This is a genomic window from Enterobacter cloacae complex sp. GF14B, assembly GCF_004136805.1.
Taxonomy (GTDB): Bacteria; Pseudomonadota; Gammaproteobacteria; order Enterobacterales; family Enterobacteriaceae; genus Enterobacter; species Enterobacter hormaechei_C.
On record NZ_QFRV01000029.1, the window covers coordinates 25,128 to 44,643 of the forward strand.

Here is a 19,516-nt window from a genome sequence, read left to right on the forward strand (position 1 = left end):
ACCCGTAAGTGAGGGTGAATTAAACACGGTTAATATTTGCAGCCGGAATAAGGGGGCTGCCGCCCCATTAATTAAATATTTGCGACCAAATCGCTAATTCATCGATCCCCAGGTATTCACGGAAAATTAAACCATCACGTAATTCAAGCTGGCTGATACCGGTAATTGATATGGGTTTACGGGTCGGCGCACCAAATTTGCCGTAACCGTCATGCCAGGTTAACAACGACCAGCGCAATGAAAGTCGAATCGGCTCATTAGGATCTTTACGCACAATCAGGTGATGAAGTTGCGTTTCGCTGTCGGCAAATGAAGCGCGATAACCGGAAAGCTGTGCGCCAATTTCCTGTTCGCCGGTGCAGAGGCAGTGCCCCGGCGCGTACAGCGTCGCCGCCGGGTGATAGAGACCGGGCACCACGCCGCTGTTACCGCCCGCCCACATCGTTAAGTAGCGCTCAACGACCCCGGCCAGCGCCCCTTCCACGTCGTCGCCCTCGGGCCCGCCCGCCCAGCGGGCGTCCAGCGTCTCAGCAGACACAGATTCCAGCCCAAGCTGCTGGCGCATGGTCGCCAGGTTAAAAGCAAAGTCGCGGACATCCAGCCCCAGTTGCGCCACAATCGCGGCACGATCCTGAAGCAGCCACTCCTGGCGTACGGCACCATCAACACAGATGCGATCGGCCCAGGTGCGGACCCAGACATTTTTCCCCGTCGGCGGGCCAAAAAATCCCTCCCCCTGGTGCTGAATGCGGGCTACGGTACGCTGCGCCGCATAGTACTCATCCCCCGGGTTCTGGCTGCACAGAATATCCTCCGTCAGCACCGCTCGCTGCGGGAAGCTGTGCATCGCCTCAAGCGTCAGGCGCATAAACTGGGAAAGCTCATGCAGCTGTTTTTCGGGGGTAGTGAAAACCACCGGCGTGGCGTAAAAATCCGCCAGCTGGCCGATATCTTTCTGCTCCCACACCACGTGCGTCAGCGTCAAAATGAACTGCTGGATAGAGTCGAATTGAGGGCTGAAGCCCCGCAATCTGGTCATGTGCGCTCCTTAGACTGGAATAGCGTTAAACCATTGGTTTCGATAACGCCGCTGCGTGGGCGACGCGCCGAGTGGCGTATCACCAGCGTACCGGGCACCGTAATCTGTTCAGGCTCTATGGTTCCGCTGTCAATTTGTTTCATTAACAGTTCCACCGTGGCATCCACCATCGCGCCGACCGGCTGCGACGCCGAGGTCAACGCATAAGAGGGCCAGCCGGAAGGGCCAATGTCGTCATACCCGACAACGGAGACCTCCTCCGGAATGCGCAAACCAAACTCATAGCGCGCCACATCCATTACCGTGACGGCCATATGATCGTTGGCGACAAAGACCGCATCCGGCGCTGGCGACGTCGAAAACAGGGTATAGGCTGCCCGGGTGGTTTGCTGAGCGTCGTAATTCCCGTGCACCACCCGCACATCGGTGATGCCATGTTCTTCCAGCGTGGAGATGAACCCGCGCTGGCGGGCAATATTGACCGGGGAATCGGCCACGCCGCCCACGTAGGCAAAACGCTTGTGCTCCCCCGCCAGCAGAAACTCGGCAATCTGCCGCGCGGCCGCTTCGTTATTACTGTTGACGCTGGAGGCCATGCCACTCTCTTCGCTGCGGTTAAACAGCACTACCGGGATCCCGGCGGCAAGGCACTCTTCAGATAACTCCAGCGACAGCGTTACCGAGGCCAGCACAATACCATCCACCCGGTACTGCATAATCTGGTCAAAAATACGGTCAACGTTGCCTTCCCGGTCGCCAACGAACAGCAGCAGGTGATAGTTCAGCGTATCCAGCTTTTGCGCCAGCGCCTCCAGCACCTGCGAGTAAAAGGGGTTATCAAAGTAAGAAATGACGACACCGATAATGCGCGAACGAGCCGTGTTGAGCGAACGGGCGATCGCATTCGGGCGATAACCCAGCTCGCGCGCTGCCTTCAGCACTTTTTCACGCGTTGCCGGCGAAATGCTGGCCCCCGGCGTGAACGTTCGCGACACCGCAGATTGCGATACCCCCGCCAGCTGAGCGACCTGTTGGGATGTGACTGCTGCAAAAGTCTTACGTTTCATTACCCCTGATTCCTTATCAACGTCCTGCCCATTTGCGCGTGCTTCAAACGCCTCAGCAAGTGGGTGTTTTTTATACTTACACCACCTTTGCATGCGTATGCAACACAAAAAATTAAAATTCTCACAACAAGATCGAGATCACTTTACAAACATGAAACCTTTTCGTAACTTCAAATCTTGAATACGTATGCAAAGAGTTTTCATACCGTCAATGGTACCGGAGAGAACAGGAGTCGCCCAAAGGATTGAACCGGTAAACGTCGTCCCTGACTGGTTATAACCCATTAATTCTCAAGAGGTTCAAAACCATGTTTCAAGCACTGTTACGCCGTCGGGAAGCCCGGCTCTTTTTTATCATCAGCATCCTGTTCTTTATCTGCATCCATAGCATTGATGCATTCCTGGCCCCCATGATGATCAACCAGGGCATTGAGCCACAGATCATGGGCATCATTATGGGCGCGTCTGGTCTGGCAACCCTTCTGATACGCTTCCCGTTAGGCATTATTTCCGACGTGGTTAAAAGCCGCAGGATCTTCATCCAGATTGGCCTGCTGCTGCCAATTATCGCCTGGCCGATTGCCTGGCTTGAACCCAATGCCATTACGCTGTATCTGGCGAAAGCGGCAGACGGCGTCACGGCGGCGACCTGGGTGCTGTACAACATCCTGTTCATGCGTTACTTCGGTCGCAACGAAGCCCCTGCCGCCGTCGCGCTGCTGGCGCTTGCAGGGCCCATCGGCGTGTTTCTCGGCAACTGTATTGGCGCGGTGCTGATTCACTATTTCGCCAATAACATCGCCTTTTTTGTCTCCTGCATCTCCGCCCTGGTGGCGTTGATCCTGACGACCCGCATTCAGGACGTGCACGACCCGGTTCAGGCCCCCACGCTTAAAGCCTGCATTACCGGCGCGCGCCAGCAGCTGGCCGACCGTTCCGTCTGGCTGATTGGCATTCTGGCGACCGTCGTCATTCTGGTGCCCTTCGCCACCCGCGACACGCTGACGCCGGTCTATGCCGAGCAGCTTGGCGCCCGGGCGGGGATCCTCGCGCTGCTGGGTAACATTCACCTTCTTTTTTACGGGCTGGCCATCGCCCTGTGCAGCTCGGTGTTTTATCAGCGCCTTGGGCTGGTAAAAACCGCCGTGCTCGGCATCGTTTTACAGGTGATATCCACTTTCGGCATTCCCTTCACCAGCAATATCTATGTTATTTACCTGTGGCAGGCGCTGGCGGGGTTCTCGTTCGGTATGGCCTTTGCAGCATTCATGTCGCTCAGCGTAGTGAATACCTCGTCTGATGAACAATCCACGCGAATGGGGCTATTCCAGACCATTTATTCCTGCGGCATGTTTGTCGGGCCGGTAATGATGGGCGTAATGATGCAACATATTAACCTGTCGTCCGGTTATATATTGATTGCCGCCCTTTCCGTTGTGGCCGCTATTGCCACGCCGCTGTCCGCTCGATGGGTATATGCCCGTAAATCGCAAACCTCAGCCCAATTATTAAAAAACGGTGCGTACGCTGCCGCGCCGGATCAATAACCCTTTCTGAAGTAAATACCCTTTCCCGGCTCGCCGGGAGGACAACTGACATCTGAAAAAAGTAAGGAGAAGCGAGTGTCCTGGAAATTAAAAACCGGTAAATCTACCGAAGAGCGCCAGCAAGCCAACCAGCAAATAAGAGAAACGGTTGAACAAATACTTGCGGATATTGAAAAACGCGGAAATAAAGCCATTCGCGAATTATCCATTAAATTCGATCGTTATGACCGTCAGGATTATCGTCTGACGTCCGCGGAGATTGACCGCTGCATAAAACAGTTAAGCCGTCAGGATATTCAGGATATTGAATTCGCCCAACAGCAGGTCGCGAATTTTGCCCGCGCGCAGAAAGAATGTCTGCGGGACCTGGAAATTGAAACGCGTCCCGGCGTTATTCTCGGGCATAAAAATATTCCGATTAACGCCGTGGGATGTTACGTGCCTGGCGGAAAATATCCCCTGCTCGCCTCCGCGCACATGTCGATCATTACCGCCAGCGTGGCGGGGTGCTCAAGAATTATCAGCTGTGCCCCGCCGTTTAACGGTCAGCCCGCCCCGGCGATCGTCGCGGCGCAAAAAATGGCTGGCGCAACGGAAATCTATGCCCTTGGCGGCATTCAGGCGATAGGCGCCATGGCGCTGGGCACGGACTCGCTGGCACCGGTCGATATGCTGGTCGGCCCCGGTAACGCCTTCGTCGCGGAGGCCAAACGACAGCTGTTCGGCCGGGTAGGTATCGATCTGTTTGCCGGTCCGACGGAAACGCTGGTGATTGCCGATGACACGGTTGACGCGGAAATGTGCGCAACGGATCTGCTGGGCCAGGCCGAACACGGCGTCACCACCCCTGCCATCCTGCTGACGAACTCGCTCCAGCTTGCCAAAGAGACGCTCAGCGAAGTGGAACGGCTGCTGGAAAAGCTTCCTACCGCCGACATTGCCCGCCAGTCGTGGCAGGACTACGGGGAAATCATCGTCTGCGACAGCTACGAAGAGATGCTGCTGGAGGCAGATCGTATCGCTTCCGAACATGTTCAGGTGATGACCGACCGGGACGACTGGTTACTGGCTAACCTGACCAATTACGGCGCGCTGTTCCTTGGACCACGTACTAACGTGGCCTACGGCGATAAGGTGATCGGCACCAACCACACCCTGCCCACGCAGAAAGCCGCACGTTATACCGGCGGCCTGTGGGTGGGCAAGTTCATGAAAACCTGCACCTTCCAGAAAGTCCTCAGCGACGAAGCCACCGCCGAAATCGGCAGCTATTGTTCGCGTCTGTCGCTCCTGGAGGGGTTCGCCGGACATGCCGAGCAGGCCAATATTCGCGTGCGCCGTTATGGCCAGACGGAAGTTCCCTACGCCACACCGGCCCCGGTCAGGGAAAAGGTGTAAGCCATGACGCTTTTGCAAACGCCCTCTTTCACCCTGCACGGCAAACGCGCGCTGGTGACCGGCGGGTCAAGAGGGATTGGCTTCGCTGCCGCCGTCGCCCTCGCACAGGCAGGGGCAGAGGTCTGGATTGCCGCCCGGGGCCGCGAGGCGCTTGCGCATGCCGCAGGTCTGGCAGCGGAACACAGCCTCGCATTCCACCCGCTGGAACTGGATATTACCGACGCTCAGGAGGTGGAGCGTGTGCTGGCGACGTTGCCCACGCCCGACATTCTGGTGAACAGTGCCGGGCTGGCCCGCCACCAGCCGTTTCTTGAGGTGAACGAGGACAATTTCGATGCGGTGATGACGCTTAACCTGCGCGCCACCTTTTTTGTCAGCCAGCGCGTGGCGCGCAGAATGCGGGCGGGCAGTAAGGGAGGAGCGATTATTCACATCTCATCGCAAATGGGACACGTTGGCGGCCCCGAGCGTAGCGTGTACTGCGCTTCCAAATTCGCGCTAGAAGGGTTAACCCGAACGATGGCGCTGGAGCTGGGCGATGCGGGGATCCGCGTCAATACGCTGTGCCCGACCTTCATTGAAACCGACCTGACGCGTTCGTCGCTTGCCGATCCGGCGTTCCGCCACTACGTGCTGGACAATATCAAGCTGCGCCGGTTAGGCAGGCTGGAGGACATTATGGGGCCGGTGGTGTTCCTCGCCTCAGACGCCGCCGGGCTGATCACCGGCAGTGCCCTGATGGTTGACGGCGGCTGGACGGCTACGTGAGGGATGCAATGGAATATCCGCTTCTGGACAATACCGATCTGCCGCTGGTGCTGCTTGGTGGCACCCTGTGTAACGTCCGGCTCTGGCAGCCCGTCATTGAAAGGCTGAACGTCTCAGCGGTGCTGTGCATCACGCTGACGGGCGCAGAGTCCGCGCCGCAGGCGTCACGGCGATTATTAAAGGTTCTGCCACCGCGCTTTCTGCTGGCGGGCTTTTCGCTCGGCGCGATTGTCGCGCTGCAAATGGCCGCCGACGCGCCAGAAAGAGTGAACGGGCTGACGCTGATTTCCGTTAATCCGTTGCCCGTTGCGCCAGACACCCTCGCTTCACGCCGGGAAGCGGTACACACCGCCCAGGCGCAGGGCCTGGCCGACTGGCTGGTCTCCTCGCTGTGGCAGAGCTATGTCGCCCCGTCACGTCTGTCCGATCGGATCCTGCAAGAGACTATTTGCCGAATGGCGCAAGAGTGCGGCATTGAGACCTTTGCCGGGCAAACGGAAATGGCCATTCACCGGCAGGACAACCGGACTGCGTTTAACGCCCTCGCCTGCCCCACATTACTTCTAAACGGCGCGCAGGACGTTATCTGCACGCCTCATCATCATCAACTACTGGCAGCCGGCAATGCGAACGTGACCAGGCATACGGTGGAGGCTGGCGGGCATTTTATTCCGCTGGAAACCCCGGATGAGATCGCGCCGCTGCTGCGTCAGTGGATAACGGAGTGCATACAGTGCGCAAAAACAGTTTAAAGACCGTATTTCTGGAAAATACTCCGATCGTTAACGGCTGGCTGGCAATCCCCTCCGGGTATAGCGCGGAAATTATGGGCCATCAGGGTTACGACGCCGTCACCGTCGATTTGCAGCACGGCATGATTGATTTTGCCAGCGCGTTGTCGATGCTACAGGCGCTATCGGCCACGCCTGCCGTGCCGCTGGTGCGGGTGGCAGATAACGATCCGGCGCAAATCATGCGCGTATTAGACGCAGGAGCCTACGGCGTAATCTGCCCGATGATCTCCAGCGCGGAACAGGCTCGCCGTTTTGTCGCGGCCTGTCGCTATCCACCACTGGGGGTTCGCTCCTTTGGTCCGGCCAGAGGTCTACTCTATGGCGGCAGCGATTATCCACAGCACGCCAACGACGAGATCCTGACGTTGGCAATGATCGAAACCCGCCAAGGGCTGGCGGATCTTGACGCCATCCTTGATACCGAAGGGCTGGACGGTGTGTTTATTGGCCCCAACGATCTCTCGCTGACGCTGACCGGCAGTGCCAGCGCCGAATCCCAACATCCCGAAATGCTTGCTGCTATTGAGCGGGTGATTCACTGCTGCCGCCAGCAGCAAAAGATTGCCGGTATTTTCTGCACTTCCGGCGCGGCCGCGGCAGCGCGTATTGCTCAGGGTTTCCAGTTTGTTACCCCTGCAAACGACGTTATGCAGCTGGGTCGCGCCTCACGTGAAGCCATTGCCCTCGCCCGCGGCAACGCCATCCCTACCACCGGTGCATCCGGTTATTAAAAGGAGAAATGATGAAAACTATCCATCTTACCCAGAGCCAGGCACGAACACGGTTAATCGCCCCCGACGATATGGTCTCCTGCAATCTTGCTTTTATTGATTGCAAGCTGCCCGGCTCGCATCTCAAACAAAACTATTCCTTCATCGGCCCGGGTGTAACCCAGTCCAGCGAGCAGGTCGTCAATATTCCCGAGCCGCACGGCTTTAACATTGGCGCGGCGGCTATGCCAAAAGGGGTGACGAATAACCTGCATCTGCATTTCACCGCAGAAGTGTTCTTGATCCATGAAGGGACGTGGCGTTTTCGCTGGGGCGCCAACGGCGAGCATGAAGCTGAATTTAGCGCGCCCACCATCCTCTCAATACCGACCTGGATCTTCCGCGGTTTCACCAACGTCAGTAAAGAAGATACCTGCGGCATGGTATTTACCGTGCTCGGCGGGGACAACACGGGCGGCATCATCTGGCACCCGTCAGTGCTGGCGGCCGCCAGCGAATACGGTATGTATCTCAGCAAGGATAATATGCTGATTGCGCAGGAGCCAGGTGAACCAGAGCCCGATCCCGCCGCGCTGCTGACGCCGCTGTCAGAGCAATATATTGCCGGTCTGCGTGACTACAGCGTTGAGGAGATGCGCCAGCGTGCGGTAACCGGTGATGACCGCCGCTGGTCAGCACAGGGACTGCTGGATTCGGTGCTGCCGGGACACGGCGGCGAAATTGCGCCGGTTATCGGTTTTGGCATTTCACAGGATCGGGATTCCGCTCCCGCTATCCTGAGCCCGCACGGTTTTTCCGTCGAATGGTTGCGTCTTGCTGACGACCACATTGTCGGTCGCCATCTCTGCCCGGATATTCAGGTGATCATGGTCTTTAAAGGCCAGCTGGAGGTGACCTGGAACGAGGCGGGTAAGGAAGTCAGCATTATCGCCCCGGAACGTTCGGTGATCTCCATTCCGGCAAACAGCTGGCGCCGCTACCGCGCGGTTGATGGCAATGTGGAGTTTATTCTGACGACCCGGGGCGATCAGCGTAAGCGCCTCTACTGGGACGAGGCGATCCTGCACGAGGCGAGAGAACACAATCGCTGTATCGATCCTGATGGCTACGTGGCGGATGCCGACATCCTGCCAGCTACGGCCCGTCGGGCCGGTGCGATACTGGCAAAATGGCAGGCGGAGGCCTGACTGGGCTTGTGCTCGTCATCACGATACTGGCGCAGATTGATCACTGCGCCATTGTGAATACCCACATACAGCCCTGATCGGACCTTCTTAAACGTCACAATTATCCGACCATCCTCTTCTCCAGAACGGTGATATTTTTCCCTGCAATATTTTCTACCGTGAAATTATCCACATACAACAAAATGAGTTTCAGTCCTCTGCCGCTTTCAGCCAAAAGAGAGGCATCGAACGTCGCGTCGTCACGCACCGCCGCGAGACGTTCAGCGGGAAATTTATCGCCATCGTCCGTAAAACGCAGCGCCGCGTCCGAGACGGTAACGATGAACTCCACGGTGAAGCAACGTTCCGGATCCTCATGTAGCGCATGACGAATAATGTTGGTAGCCGTTTCACAGGCGGCGAGATCGAGCGCAAAGCGCCAGTCATCGCTAACGGACAGCGAAGCCATCTGACGCTCAAGCCATGCCGCAAGCGGCGAGACGGAGGTTAACGTGGCGGGAAAAGTAATGTCGTTAGCCACAGTCAACTCACTGATTTAGATGCGAAAGTGCCGTAGCGCGATCCGGGCAAATGCGAAATATGCGATCCATACGGGTCAGGGTGAACATGTTGCGTATACCGGGGTTCAGCGCACACAGCATCATTTCACCTTTACCGTTCATCATCTTCAGCAGGGAAACCAGTGCGCCAAGGCCGCTGCTGTCGATAAAATCGATTTTGCTGAAATCGACTATCAGGGCTTTACGATCCACCCCAATCTCCCGGGCAATAGTTTCCTTAAATACCGCCGCCACCGAGGCGTCCAGTCGGCGCACCGAAGGCGTCATAATGTTTACGTCGTCCAGTCGGTCTGTATCAATGTTCATCGTTTACTCCTGTACGCTCAATCACTAATAAGGAAACATCGTCTGCCATGGCCTGCTGTTCACGGCATTTTCCGCTGCGCCAGCGTATAAGATGCTGCGCAAACTGCGGTAAGAGCCGTTCCAGTGCGAGCGTGGCGTCATCCTGAAGCCGACGCTGCAAACGAGCCTGACCAAACTGTTCGTTGTCAGGATTTTCACACTCGGTGATGCCATCGCTAAACAGGCAGAGGCGCTCACCCGGCGCCAGCGAGAAGCTTACGTCTGACCAGCTGAGATCCGGCATCAATCCTACCGGCGCGCCGCCTTCACCGACCGTCCTGACCTCGCCGCCAGGGTTCACAATGAACGGCGTAGGATGCCCGGCCTGGCAAAGCTTGCCTTCACCTGTTGTCAGGTCGATAACACCGTAAATCATGGTGAAATAACTCATTATCTCAACCTCTTCGCTGCAAAAGCGACCATTCAGGATCCGAACGACTTCCGCAGGGGAGGCAACGTCGCTATCGTCTGCAAACAGAAAACGCTCTACCGCCCTGCCATGCAGAAACTGACGGGCCACGGCAAGTGACATCATCGCCGCACCAACGCCGTGCCCCGACACATCTACACAGTAGAATCCCAGGTGATTGTCCAGCGGGAAGACATTGAAAATATCGCCGGACACCCAGGCTGACGGCAAAAAAATCCAGTCTGCAAAGTAATCCCGGTAACGCAACTGATGCGCAGGCAGAACCGACTGCTGGATCCGCGCCGCCACTTCAAGGTCTTGCTCTATCTGCCTTAACGCCTCACTGAGGCGTGCATTACGCGTAGCAAGCGTGGCCTCAAGGGACAGAACCCGTGCCCCCGCGTGCAATCGCGCCCGTAGCTCACTCTGCTCGACCGGCTTGTTGAGAAAATCATCCGCACCGGCGTCAAACCCCACCGTCAGATCGCCCGGCTCTTCGCGTGCGGTAAGCAAAATTAAATAAACATAATGTCCGAACTGACGGCTGCGAACCTCCCGGCACAACGTCAGGCCATCCATTTCCGGCATATCCCAGTCGCTGATCACCAGGCTGACTGGCTGGTTTTCGAGGATCTCAAGCGCGGCAACGCCGTTCTCCGCCTCGTAGACGGTATACCCCCACTGCGTCAGCATTCGGCTAAGCAGGCGACGATAAACCAGTGAGTCTTCAACTATCAGGACGTGCTGTGACAACATACGCCCTCCTAAAGCGGTAAGAACCAGATGACGCTGACGGTGCCTTCCCGGAATTTACCGCTGCCGCTCTGGTGACCGGGGTAACGGGTGCCGGAGTAGTTAGCATACTGAACAGAGAATGAACCTGGCGTATAACCCGCATAGCCAAAACTATAGCTGTAGTCGCCGTTCCAGGGCTGTTGCTGGCTGCTGTCCGGAAACCAGAACGCCGTGGCGCGCACGAAGAAGTGCTGCTTAAAGGTATAACCACACCCGCCCAATACCACGTTCTTGTTTTTGCGGATATCGTTGCTGTCCAGATCGTAATAACGCGGAACCCAGCTGTAGCCCATCTGGCAAATGATAGAGTCGCCTTTGTTAATCAGGAGCGTATTCTCTATCGGTTTCGGCAGTGAAAATTTATACGCCAGCGTCACGGCCCCCTGCTCAAAATAGGTGTGGCGACGGTTTCCTGACGTCCAGAAGCGGTTATCCCCGTAATTGCTGTACACCAGGCTGAAAGTGTTGGCATGCCAGTCATCATAGCCAAAACTGTAACGAAAATCGGCCGTGTAGCGGCTGGTGTCCGTCACCGGCAAACGCGATGTCACGTTCGCAAACCAGTAACTGTAGGGTGAGTATTGCAGGCTGAGATTAAGCGTCTGGTTGTATTTACGTTTCTGCTCTGCGGTGTCCGAGCTGTTAGGGATAGTCATCCACTGCTCTTTTAGTCCCGAACTAAAGCTCAGCGCGCCAGAGAAGACGTCTTCATTACCGGAGAACAGGCGACCCCAGCGGCTGGTGAACACGCCAGCCTGCACCGGCTCGCCGTTCTTGTCACGTAGTGAATCCGCATCGTCCTTCGGCGCCGACTCTGCGCCAGTGGCAACGCACAGCAGTGCGCAGGTCAGCAAAAATTTATCCCGCATCAGCCCTTCCTTAGTTAGGTATCCAGCGCGCGGCGACGTTATATTTCGCCATCAGCCACAGCACGCCCAGCGCCGCAGCGTGAATGAAGGTGTTCACTATCCAGTCCTGGCGCCACAGATCGAACGTGACGAACTGGCTTACCAGAAATACGACGTAGACATGCAAAATAAAGGTATAAAGCGAATGTTGACCCAGCGGAATAAGAAACCAGCCTGCGAGGCGATACAGGGGCAGCCAGCACCAGGTCAGCACCAAATAGACGGTCACCATCAGACAGATATCGTTAAGTACCCTGACGGGCCCAAGGCCATTTTTTGCCGCCCAGGTATGATAAAAAGCGTTGAAGTCCTCCGGCGAGAGGCTGTGCATTAGCAGTGCGGGCGGCATAAACGGGTTGGTATGGTTCTGGGCGATAAAGCCAAGAAGCAGCGCAATTATCACCAGCGCCACGAGCACGACCTTACCGGCGGGCGTACGGGCAAAAGAGATCAAATCCTCTTTGTACCAACCGCTGCACATACCCAGCACGAAAATAAACTGCCAGGCCAGCAGCGGAAACGCGAATTCAAACTGAGACGGCGTAGCGCGTACCGGCCACATCTGCCAGCCGCCGTAGACGAGCAACGATAAACCCAGCAGCCAGTAGACGTATCCTTTCTGGAGCATCCCCAAAAACAGGGGGCTTAACAGCAGAAGAAAAATATAGAGCCCAAGGATTTGCGTTTGATGAGGGCCAATTTGCAGGTAGAGGACAATGTTAAACCAGGTTTCTTTAATTTGCGGCGTCACCGGATACAGTGACCAGGTTGTACCTGAGTAACGATCGGTAAAATGGGTCACCTCAAAGACGTTAATAAACGGCAGATATCCTAACAGTAAAAATGAAAGAATAATGATGATATTTATCCGATATATTTTCCATGCACGCAGATAAAGCCCCCAGGATATAGTCAACAATACTGCTTTTTGCAATCTTACACGGTTTAACATTCCCAGCATAAATCCTGAAAGGATCACAAAACCCTCAGCGCCGGTGACCAGACCAAACCTTTCCCAGGTAACTATATTAAATATCGACATCACTTCCGTGTGCGCCACCACCATCATCACTAAGGCGATACCGCGCATAAAATCAATACGTAAATCACGTTTATCCGACGCGATGTAACGCCATGTCGTTGGTTTTTCAACGTCTTTATTTATAAGCACAGGCGCAATCTGGCTCATGGGGCGTCGCGTTCTCCATGCTAAAAAGTTTCTTGTATTTTATTTAGATAGCGTAAACAAAAGCATCTGGCAATTTTTGATAACGCTTCAAATATTATTAAGCGTAGTTAACAGTTATTTTAGCGCGTGTAAACAATCGAGTTTTAACCTCTCTGGAATTATTTCCTCCGCCATCTACACTTACTTTACTTTTTGTTTACGGACGTTATTTTCCGTTTTGCGCTCCCTGTCAGTAACGGGTCTGTAATTAATAACTATCGTGGAAACAGGATATCCTTCTCTATGGATTTTTATTTTACCCGTTTTGAACATCGCCAGCCGCCTGAACCGCTTAAGACACCGCGATGGGTCATGTTAACATGGCAGGTATTGGCGGTTGCCTCGCTGATTTTAGGCGCTAATTATATTTACTGGCGCTGGACAGCTTCCTTAAATACCGACGCGCTGTGGTATGCCATTCCATTAGTGCTGGCTGAAACCCTGGCCTGGATCGGCACAGTCCTATTCACCATAAACCTGTGGAAAGAAGACGATCCGCCGCAAAATCCGCCCCCGATTGAGATCAATGATTGCCTGCGCTCCGAAGACGCGGAAGCCTCAAGACCCATCAAGGTCGATCTTTTTATCGCAACCTATTCAGAAGATGTTGAGCTGGTCAGGCTTTCAATTCGGGACGCCATGAAGATGGATTACCCCGGCCCGCTGGACTACAAGGTGCACGTGCTCGATGATGGCCGGCGTCCGGAGATGAAAGCCGTCTGCGATCAGGAAGGCGCAAACTACATCTCCCGCCAGACCAATATTGGCTTTAAGGCCGGTAACTTGCGAAACGGACTTGAGCAAACCGACGGTGATTTCCTGATCATTTGCGATGCCGATACCCGGGTCTTCCCCACTCTGCTCAGCCACACGCTGGGCTACTTTCGTGACCCTGACGTGGCCTGGGTTCAGACACCGCAGTGGTTCTTCGACCTGCCGGAGGGGGAAAACCTCGCGCGCTGGCTTGGGCGAAAAGCAGGCAAAACGGGATACGGGCTGGGATGGCTCGCCCAGAAGTTCATCGGGCCAGTAACCATCGGCCGCGATCCCTTTTTTAACGATCCGCGCATGTTTTATGACGTCATTCTGCGACGGCGAAACTGGGCCAACGCCGCCTTCTGCTGCGGTGCGGCCTCTGTACACAGGCGCGAAGCGGTAATGCAGGCAGCGCTGCGCAGCTACGTCTGGACGATAGAAGAAGAGATCGATCGCCACACGCGGGACATTCGCGATCCCGTCATGCGTGAAACCCTTCAGGACGCCATGCGTCCCCACGTGGCCTTCGACACGGAACTCACGCCCTATAAATTTCACGTTTCAGAAGATATTTATACCTCCATCCTGCTCCACGGCGATGCCGCCCGCCGCTGGCGCTCGGTAATGCACCCGCGGATCGAATCGAAAATGCTCTCACCGCAGGATATGCTGACGTGGATGATCCAGCGCTTCAAATATGCCGCGGGTTCACTGGATATTCTGTTCCATGACAATATTTTCAGCCGCCGCCGTTTTAAGCTCTCTTTGCCGCAAACGCTGATGTACGCCACCACCTTCTGGTCCTATCTGGCCTGCGTGTGGAACACTGTTTTCCTGATATCGCCCATTGTTTACCTGTTTACCGGCATTCCGCCTGTATCAGCCTGGTCTGAACCCTTTTATCTTCATTTTTTGCCCTTTTTTATTGTTTCGGAGCTGGCGTTTATGTTCGGCACCTGGGGAATATCAGCCTGGGATGGCAGAGCATCGTATCTCTCATTCTTCTCCATGAATTTGCGCGCGCTCAACACAGTCCTGCGCGGAGAGCAGATCAAATTCCACGTTACCCCCAAAGAGAGGCAGACGGGACGGTTTCTATACCTGGTGAAACCGCAAATCGCCATCGTCGTGCTCACGCTGGCGGGGCTGATTTGGGGCGGTATTCAGGTTGCACGTGGGCAGGTTGACGATCCGTCCGGCTACGTTATCAATATCTTCTGGGGTGCAGTCAACATTGCCGCCATGCTGCCGCTGATCTTCGCCGCCATGTGGACCCCGGCTGAAGAAGAGGTGAGCGAATGAGAAAACGCGACGCACTTTTGTCAGCCCGCAGCTACCTCACCATTCTGCTCGGCTTTCTGCTGGGATTCGCTATTGTCGTCTGGGTTGAAAAACAGATGCCGACACGCGTTGAGAGCAGCGCAGGGATATCGCTGAGTAACGATTTCCCACCCTTGCCCGCTCCGCGTGAACTGACATTCGAAGAAGCCATCTGGGCGCGGGTGGCCTGGCAATATTATGTGAACAACACGCAGCCGAATGGCCTGGCCAACGCGCACGACGGCGAACCCTGGCTCAGCCTGTGGAGCACCGGCAGCTATCTTTTTGCGGTTGCAGCCGCCAGGCAGCTCAACGTTCTTACTTCCGAGGAGTTTGATGAACGCATCGCGGCCGCACTGGCGGCCCTCGCAAGCCTTCCACTCAATCCTCAGGGGCTGCCCGCCGCCTATTACCATGCCGACACACTTGAGACCCTGGGCAAACCGGACGCCTCGGCTATCGGCATGGGCCGCCTGCTTAACGCCCTGCAAACGCTGCTGTGGCGTTATCCTCAGCACGCTGGCGCCGTACGCAATCTGCTCGATCGCTGGAAGATGGGCGCCCTGATTGCCAATAACACCACCAGCCAGGCCGCGGTCCCGCTCCACCATTGGGCGCTGGCGACGGACGAGCCGAGAAACAGCTTCGGCTATCGTCTTTATGCAAGCCATACGCTTCGGCTGATCGACAGCGCGGCGGGACTGGCAGTGACGAATCCACCAGAAGGGCAGCAGATGATCGACATCGACGGAATAATGGTGCCCGACGAGGGGCTGCGTACGCCGTGGGGTCGCCAACCTTCGCTTATCAGCCTTCCCTATTTATTAACGGGGCTTGAGCTGGGTTTTGATGCGCAGAGCGCAGAAATCACATGGCGCATAATGCAGATCCAACAGCGTCGACATAGCCTTCGGGTCCGCAAGCCGCCGATCAGCACCGATTACGCCGAGCCCGCGCCGGATTACGTCAACGATCTGCCCAATCGCCAGCCGCTGCAAAATAGCGCTCTGCTTGACGCCACGCCGGAGCAAACGGCGATGACTTCGACCCGCACCGCCTTTGCCTGGTACGCCCTGTTCCGCAACGGCTGGAGCGAAGCACTGCGCCAGCAGGTGCAAAAGCTACAGGTACCGGGCAAGGGCTGGCAGCGCGGGCTTAACCTCAACAGCAGCGTGAACGAGATCGTTGATGCCGATACCAATGCGGTCGTCCTCGAAAGCCTGGCGTACATTGCCCACGGTCAAATGCTTTGTCTGGCCTGCCCTGGCCCCGCCACTCCCCAAACCTCTTCAGCAGGAGCGAAGCCATGAAGCTGAAATCAATACTCTTTTTTCCTCTTCTGGCCGGGCTTGTGGCGTGCTGGCTCTCACTCTCTGCGGCACAGGCAGCGGCTGGACTTCCCGCTTCTGATTACCCACCGCGTAGCGGCGAACTCACGCCTCGCGAGATGACTATTGCCAAAAACGCCTGGCAATATTTCGTTGCTAACTATCAGCCCACAACCGGCCTGGTAAATGCCGTTAATAAATACCCCTCAACCACTATGTGGGACAGCGCCTCTTATATGGCCGCGATGACGGCCGCAAGGGAGCTGGGGATTATTGATAAAGCTGAGTTCGATCGCAGAATGCTGAAATTACTCGCTACCCTGAACAAACTGGATTTATTCCGCAACGAACTGCCCAATAAAGCCTATAACACCATCACAGGTCAGAAGGTTAACTACCAGAACAAACCTGGCGAGATTGGCTTCTCGGCGCTGGACATCGGCAGGATGTTGATCTGGCTGAAGGTCATTAAGGAGCGCTATCCGGAATACAGCAACAGCATTGATAACGTGCTGCTGGGATGGAACTTCACCAACGTCATCAACCCCTGTGGAATGATGTACGGAGCCTACCTGGAAAATGGCCAGCCAAAGTACGTGCAGGAGGGGCGGCTGGGCTACGAAGAGTATGGTGCAGCGGGCTTTGCGCTGTGGGGCTTTGGCACCTGTCAGGCCAGCCAGCCTCAGCCCTACGAGCTGGCTGAGATCTACTGCGTAATGGTGCCTTATGACTCGCGCGATCCGCGCCTTACCAGCCAGCATAATTACGTCGTAACCGAATCCTATGTGCTTTACGGCCTCGAATTTGGTTTCGACAAACCGACGGACAGGGAAAACAGCCCGCGTGACTACACCCATCCGTGGATGAAAAACTTCGCCGACAGGGTTTACCAGGCGCAGGAGAATCGCTACGCCATCACCGGTATTTTATCTGCTCGCTCTGAGCATCAACTCGATCAGTCACCCTACTTCGTCTACGACACCGTCTTTAGCGACGGCTTCAACTGGAACACCATCACCGATAAAGGCGTGTACGTTCCCAATACGGCCGCCGTCTCTCTGAAAGCGGCGCTCGGGATGTGGGTTCTCTGGAATTCGCCTTATACCGACCGCCTGCTGGACGCCATTGAAAACGCCAACGAGGCGGGCAAAGGCTACTATGAAGGGCTGTACGAAAACGGCGACGGCCCCATCAAAGAATTCACGGCCAATAACAACGGCATCATGCTTGAAGCATTGCTGTTCAAAAAAGAGGGCAAGCTGTTGCAGTTCAACAGCGATAATCCCAAAGATCCCCACTTTGCCCCTTCCCTGTGGGAAAAAAAGCTGGTGGATCTCTTTGAGCCTAATAATGCCTCGCGCAACCGTCCATTCCTGAACAGTACGCCCGCAGTGAAGACATGGTGTGAACAAACCGGGACCACTCTGCGCACCAAACCCGCTTGCCAGGCCTGTCAATGTGCTACCTGTAATACGGACGAGCCTGTGAAACTGCCGCCGGTGACCGCACAATGCTTAAGACCTTAGCCCGCTGGCTGGCTGCCGCCGTCCTCATTCTTATTATCGCCTTCGCCCTGTTCAGCTGCGAAAGCGCAGGGTGGCGCTGGCTGACCAAAGGCGGCTGGCACACCACCGCTCGCATCAGTAGCCTGACCCCACAGGAGCGGGAGTGGGCGGGTATCGCCTGGCGCTATTTTGAGAATAACACACAGCCTCAGACAGGGCTGGTCAACGGTAGCGATAAACAGCCACGCGTTACGCTGTGGCAAATGGGCGATACGCTTATCGCCCTGCTGGCAGCTCGCGAGCTGGGTCTGATCCAGGCGGCCGAGTTTGATGCACGGCTGACGCGCCTGCTCGGAACACTCAATCGCCTGACGCTGACCGAAACCCGCACGCCAGGCAGACTCTATTCCAGCCGTACGGCCACGCCCATCGATTTCACAGGAAAACCGGCGCAGCGCGGATGGTCGGCGAAAGATATGGCGCGGCTGATGCTGGCCCTGCGTCTCACTGCCGAGCGAGCACCTGAGTACCGCGAATATCTGGAAAAAATCATCCTGCGCTGGAATTTTTGTCCGGTGGTGGATAAAGACGGGGAGCTGTGGTCTGCGTCCGAGCAGAACGAACAGCTGTTGGTACGCGACGAACTGCGGCTGGGTGAAAGCGAATATGCCGCCAGCGCGTTTCGGCTGTGGGGATTCCCGGCGGGCAAGGCATTTTCCCCGCCTTCCCAGAACGTCATCATGTACCAGCGCAGCCTCGCCGTTGACGCGCGCGATCCAAGAACAACCTGGCAGCCATCGCTGCTCTCCACCCTCCCCGCGATGCTCCCGGGTCTGGAGTTTGGCTGGCAGGCTCCCGGAGTGGCCGTCGATATTCAAAAAAGGCTGCGCGCCCGGGCCGAAGGAGTATGGCTCAGCCAAAAAACGCGCTGGGAGCACGACGGCATACTCACCGCACGCGCCGATTTTTACCTCTCTCAGGCGCCATGGCACGTCGAGGACACCGTCTGGGGAAATGGTTACGCCTGGAATACGTTGGGCGATGACGGTAAAAGCTATCCCCGGCTGGCACAGGTGACCACCAAAGCGGTCTTCATGCTCTGGACGCTGTGGGAAAACGAATATACCGATGCCCTGATGGCTATAACCCGACACCTGAATAACCCGCAACAGGGCTGGTTTGAGGGCCGCGTTGAGGCCACCGGCGATATCAACCCGACGCTAACCCTCTCGACGAACGCCATGGTGCTGGAAGCGCTGCTGTACAAACACAACGCCGGACCGCTGTTTGAAAACGGCCTTGTGAAGAATGATGGCTATTTTGCCCGCCGCACGTCGGATCCTTTCAATCCGCCCGGCCTCTGTCTGCCCGGCGAACGTGCCTTGAGGGCCGCACCATGAAATTTTATCGCGATCTCTTTGACGCCAGCCTGAACCGCGTCCTGCCGGAAAATGATAAACGGCACTTTTTTGAAACGTTCTGGGAAACGTTTGTCCATATGTCACCGGAGACAGAACAGCACTTTGCCCGGGACCAGGGCGGAGATGGCCAGCAGACGATCTTCAAGAGCTTTTTCGCCATGCTTGCCGTTGACGGTGCGCTGTTTGTACCCGATTTTCTGGAACGCCTGGCGCGGGAGCAGAGTGATGAAGGACTAGGCCTGCCACCCCGATTTTTCGGCCTCTGGCGGGAGGCAATGCTCAGGACCGTGCGCGCCTGCGATCCACTTTGCGATGAAGAGATCCTCACAGCCTGGGCGATGGCAATTGCCCCCGGGCTGGAGTATCTGCGCCGCCAGGCGGAGCTGCACTATAAGGCCAGAGGTGAGTAA

The 19,516-nt window shown here is 56.1% G+C and carries 18 protein-coding genes; 11 read left to right on the plus strand and 7 right to left on the minus strand.

Annotated features, from left to right (window positions below):
• Nucleotides 1-67: 67 nt before the first annotated feature.
• Together DD606_RS11665 and DD606_RS11670 are read right to left on the minus strand one after the other, a co-directional pair.
• Complete coding sequence (locus tag DD606_RS11665; RefSeq protein WP_015571630.1) at nucleotides 68-1,039, minus strand: nuclear transport factor 2 family protein; 972 nt, start codon at nucleotides 1,037-1,039, stop codon at nucleotides 68-70.
• On the minus strand, nucleotides 1,036-2,106 hold the full coding sequence (locus DD606_RS11670; RefSeq protein WP_003862277.1) for a LacI family DNA-binding transcriptional regulator: 1,071 nt from the start codon (nucleotides 2,104-2,106) through the stop codon (nucleotides 1,036-1,038). Before DD606_RS11670 ends, DD606_RS11665 begins: the two co-directional genes overlap by 4 nt.
• A gap of 308 nt (nucleotides 2,107-2,414) precedes the next feature.
• Here DD606_RS11670 and DD606_RS11675 point away from each other — a divergent pair, with 308 nt between their 5' ends.
• From DD606_RS11675 to DD606_RS11700, 6 genes are all read left to right on the plus strand, one after another.
• A complete protein-coding gene (locus DD606_RS11675) occupies nucleotides 2,415-3,653 on the plus strand; it encodes an MFS transporter (protein ID WP_003862274.1) in 1,239 nt (412 codons plus the stop codon).
• 75 nt (nucleotides 3,654-3,728) lie between these two features.
• Nucleotides 3,729-5,051, plus strand: coding sequence for a histidinol dehydrogenase (gene hisD, locus DD606_RS11680; RefSeq protein WP_129258674.1), 1,323 nt, complete (start codon nucleotides 3,729-3,731; stop codon nucleotides 5,049-5,051).
• 3 nt (nucleotides 5,052-5,054) lie between these two features.
• A complete protein-coding gene (locus tag DD606_RS11685) occupies nucleotides 5,055-5,819 on the plus strand; it encodes an SDR family NAD(P)-dependent oxidoreductase (RefSeq protein ID WP_129258676.1) in 765 nt (254 codons plus the stop codon).
• Between the two features lie 8 nt (nucleotides 5,820-5,827).
• On the plus strand, nucleotides 5,828-6,571 hold the full coding sequence (locus tag DD606_RS11690; RefSeq protein WP_059370924.1) for an alpha/beta fold hydrolase: 744 nt from the start codon (nucleotides 5,828-5,830) through the stop codon (nucleotides 6,569-6,571).
• Nucleotides 6,553-7,344, plus strand: a complete 792-nt coding sequence (locus tag DD606_RS11695) for an HpcH/HpaI aldolase/citrate lyase family protein (RefSeq protein WP_003862266.1) — start codon at nucleotides 6,553-6,555, stop codon at nucleotides 7,342-7,344. Before DD606_RS11690 ends, DD606_RS11695 begins: the two co-directional genes overlap by 19 nt.
• 11 nt (nucleotides 7,345-7,355) lie before the next feature.
• Nucleotides 7,356-8,531, plus strand: a complete 1,176-nt coding sequence (locus DD606_RS11700; RefSeq protein WP_059370922.1) for a hypothetical protein — start codon at nucleotides 7,356-7,358, stop codon at nucleotides 8,529-8,531.
• 100 nt (nucleotides 8,532-8,631) lie between these two features.
• Here DD606_RS11700 and DD606_RS11705 read toward each other — a convergent pair whose 3' ends face one another.
• Genes DD606_RS11705 through opgC form a run of 5 tightly spaced genes read right to left on the minus strand, consistent with a single transcriptional unit; the run spans nucleotide 8,632 to nucleotide 12,737 of the window.
• A complete protein-coding gene (locus tag DD606_RS11705; RefSeq protein WP_022651685.1) occupies nucleotides 8,632-9,051 on the minus strand; it encodes an ATP-binding protein in 420 nt (139 codons plus the stop codon).
• 7 nt (nucleotides 9,052-9,058) lie between these two features.
• Complete coding sequence (locus DD606_RS11710; RefSeq protein WP_058647808.1) at nucleotides 9,059-9,397, minus strand: STAS domain-containing protein; 339 nt, start codon at nucleotides 9,395-9,397, stop codon at nucleotides 9,059-9,061.
• Nucleotides 9,387-10,601 carry a PP2C family protein-serine/threonine phosphatase gene (locus DD606_RS11715; RefSeq protein WP_023323632.1) on the minus strand — a complete coding sequence of 405 codons (1,215 nt, stop codon included), beginning with the start codon at nucleotides 10,599-10,601 and terminating at the stop codon, nucleotides 9,387-9,389. Before DD606_RS11715 ends, DD606_RS11710 begins: the two co-directional genes overlap by 11 nt.
• Nucleotides 10,602-10,609: 8 nt before the next feature.
• Nucleotides 10,610-11,509 (minus strand): hypothetical protein, encoded by a 900-nt coding sequence (locus DD606_RS11720; RefSeq protein ID WP_003862255.1) that lies wholly within the window; start codon nucleotides 11,507-11,509, stop codon nucleotides 10,610-10,612.
• A gap of 10 nt (nucleotides 11,510-11,519) precedes the next feature.
• Nucleotides 11,520-12,737, minus strand: a complete 1,218-nt coding sequence (opgC, locus tag DD606_RS11725) for an OpgC domain-containing protein (RefSeq protein WP_129258678.1) — start codon at nucleotides 12,735-12,737, stop codon at nucleotides 11,520-11,522.
• Nucleotides 12,738-13,019: 282 nt separating this feature from the next.
• On the opposite strand from opgC, the gene DD606_RS11730 reads away from it, so the two are divergent.
• The 5 genes from DD606_RS11730 to DD606_RS11750 are packed head-to-tail and all read left to right on the plus strand — an operon-like array spanning nucleotide 13,020 to nucleotide 19,516.
• The gene (locus tag DD606_RS11730; protein ID WP_023323634.1) at nucleotides 13,020-14,834 is read left to right on the plus strand and encodes a glycosyltransferase; all 1,815 of its coding nucleotides are present in this window, start codon (nucleotides 13,020-13,022) and stop codon (nucleotides 14,832-14,834) included.
• Nucleotides 14,831-16,162: a DUF3131 domain-containing protein gene (locus tag DD606_RS11735; RefSeq protein WP_003862249.1), complete on the plus strand. Its 1,332-nt coding sequence runs from the start codon at nucleotides 14,831-14,833 to the stop codon at nucleotides 16,160-16,162. The genes DD606_RS11730 and DD606_RS11735 overlap by 4 nt, the downstream gene beginning before the upstream one ends.
• Nucleotides 16,159-17,706 (plus strand): DUF3131 domain-containing protein, encoded by a 1,548-nt coding sequence (locus DD606_RS11740; protein ID WP_032609971.1) that lies wholly within the window; start codon nucleotides 16,159-16,161, stop codon nucleotides 17,704-17,706. Before DD606_RS11735 ends, DD606_RS11740 begins: the two co-directional genes overlap by 4 nt.
• Complete coding sequence (locus DD606_RS11745; RefSeq protein WP_022651690.1) at nucleotides 17,691-19,085, plus strand: DUF3131 domain-containing protein; 1,395 nt, start codon at nucleotides 17,691-17,693, stop codon at nucleotides 19,083-19,085. The genes DD606_RS11740 and DD606_RS11745 overlap by 16 nt, the downstream gene beginning before the upstream one ends.
• On the plus strand, nucleotides 19,082-19,516 hold the full coding sequence (locus DD606_RS11750) for a globin (RefSeq protein WP_022651691.1): 435 nt from the start codon (nucleotides 19,082-19,084) through the stop codon (nucleotides 19,514-19,516). The genes DD606_RS11745 and DD606_RS11750 overlap by 4 nt, the downstream gene beginning before the upstream one ends.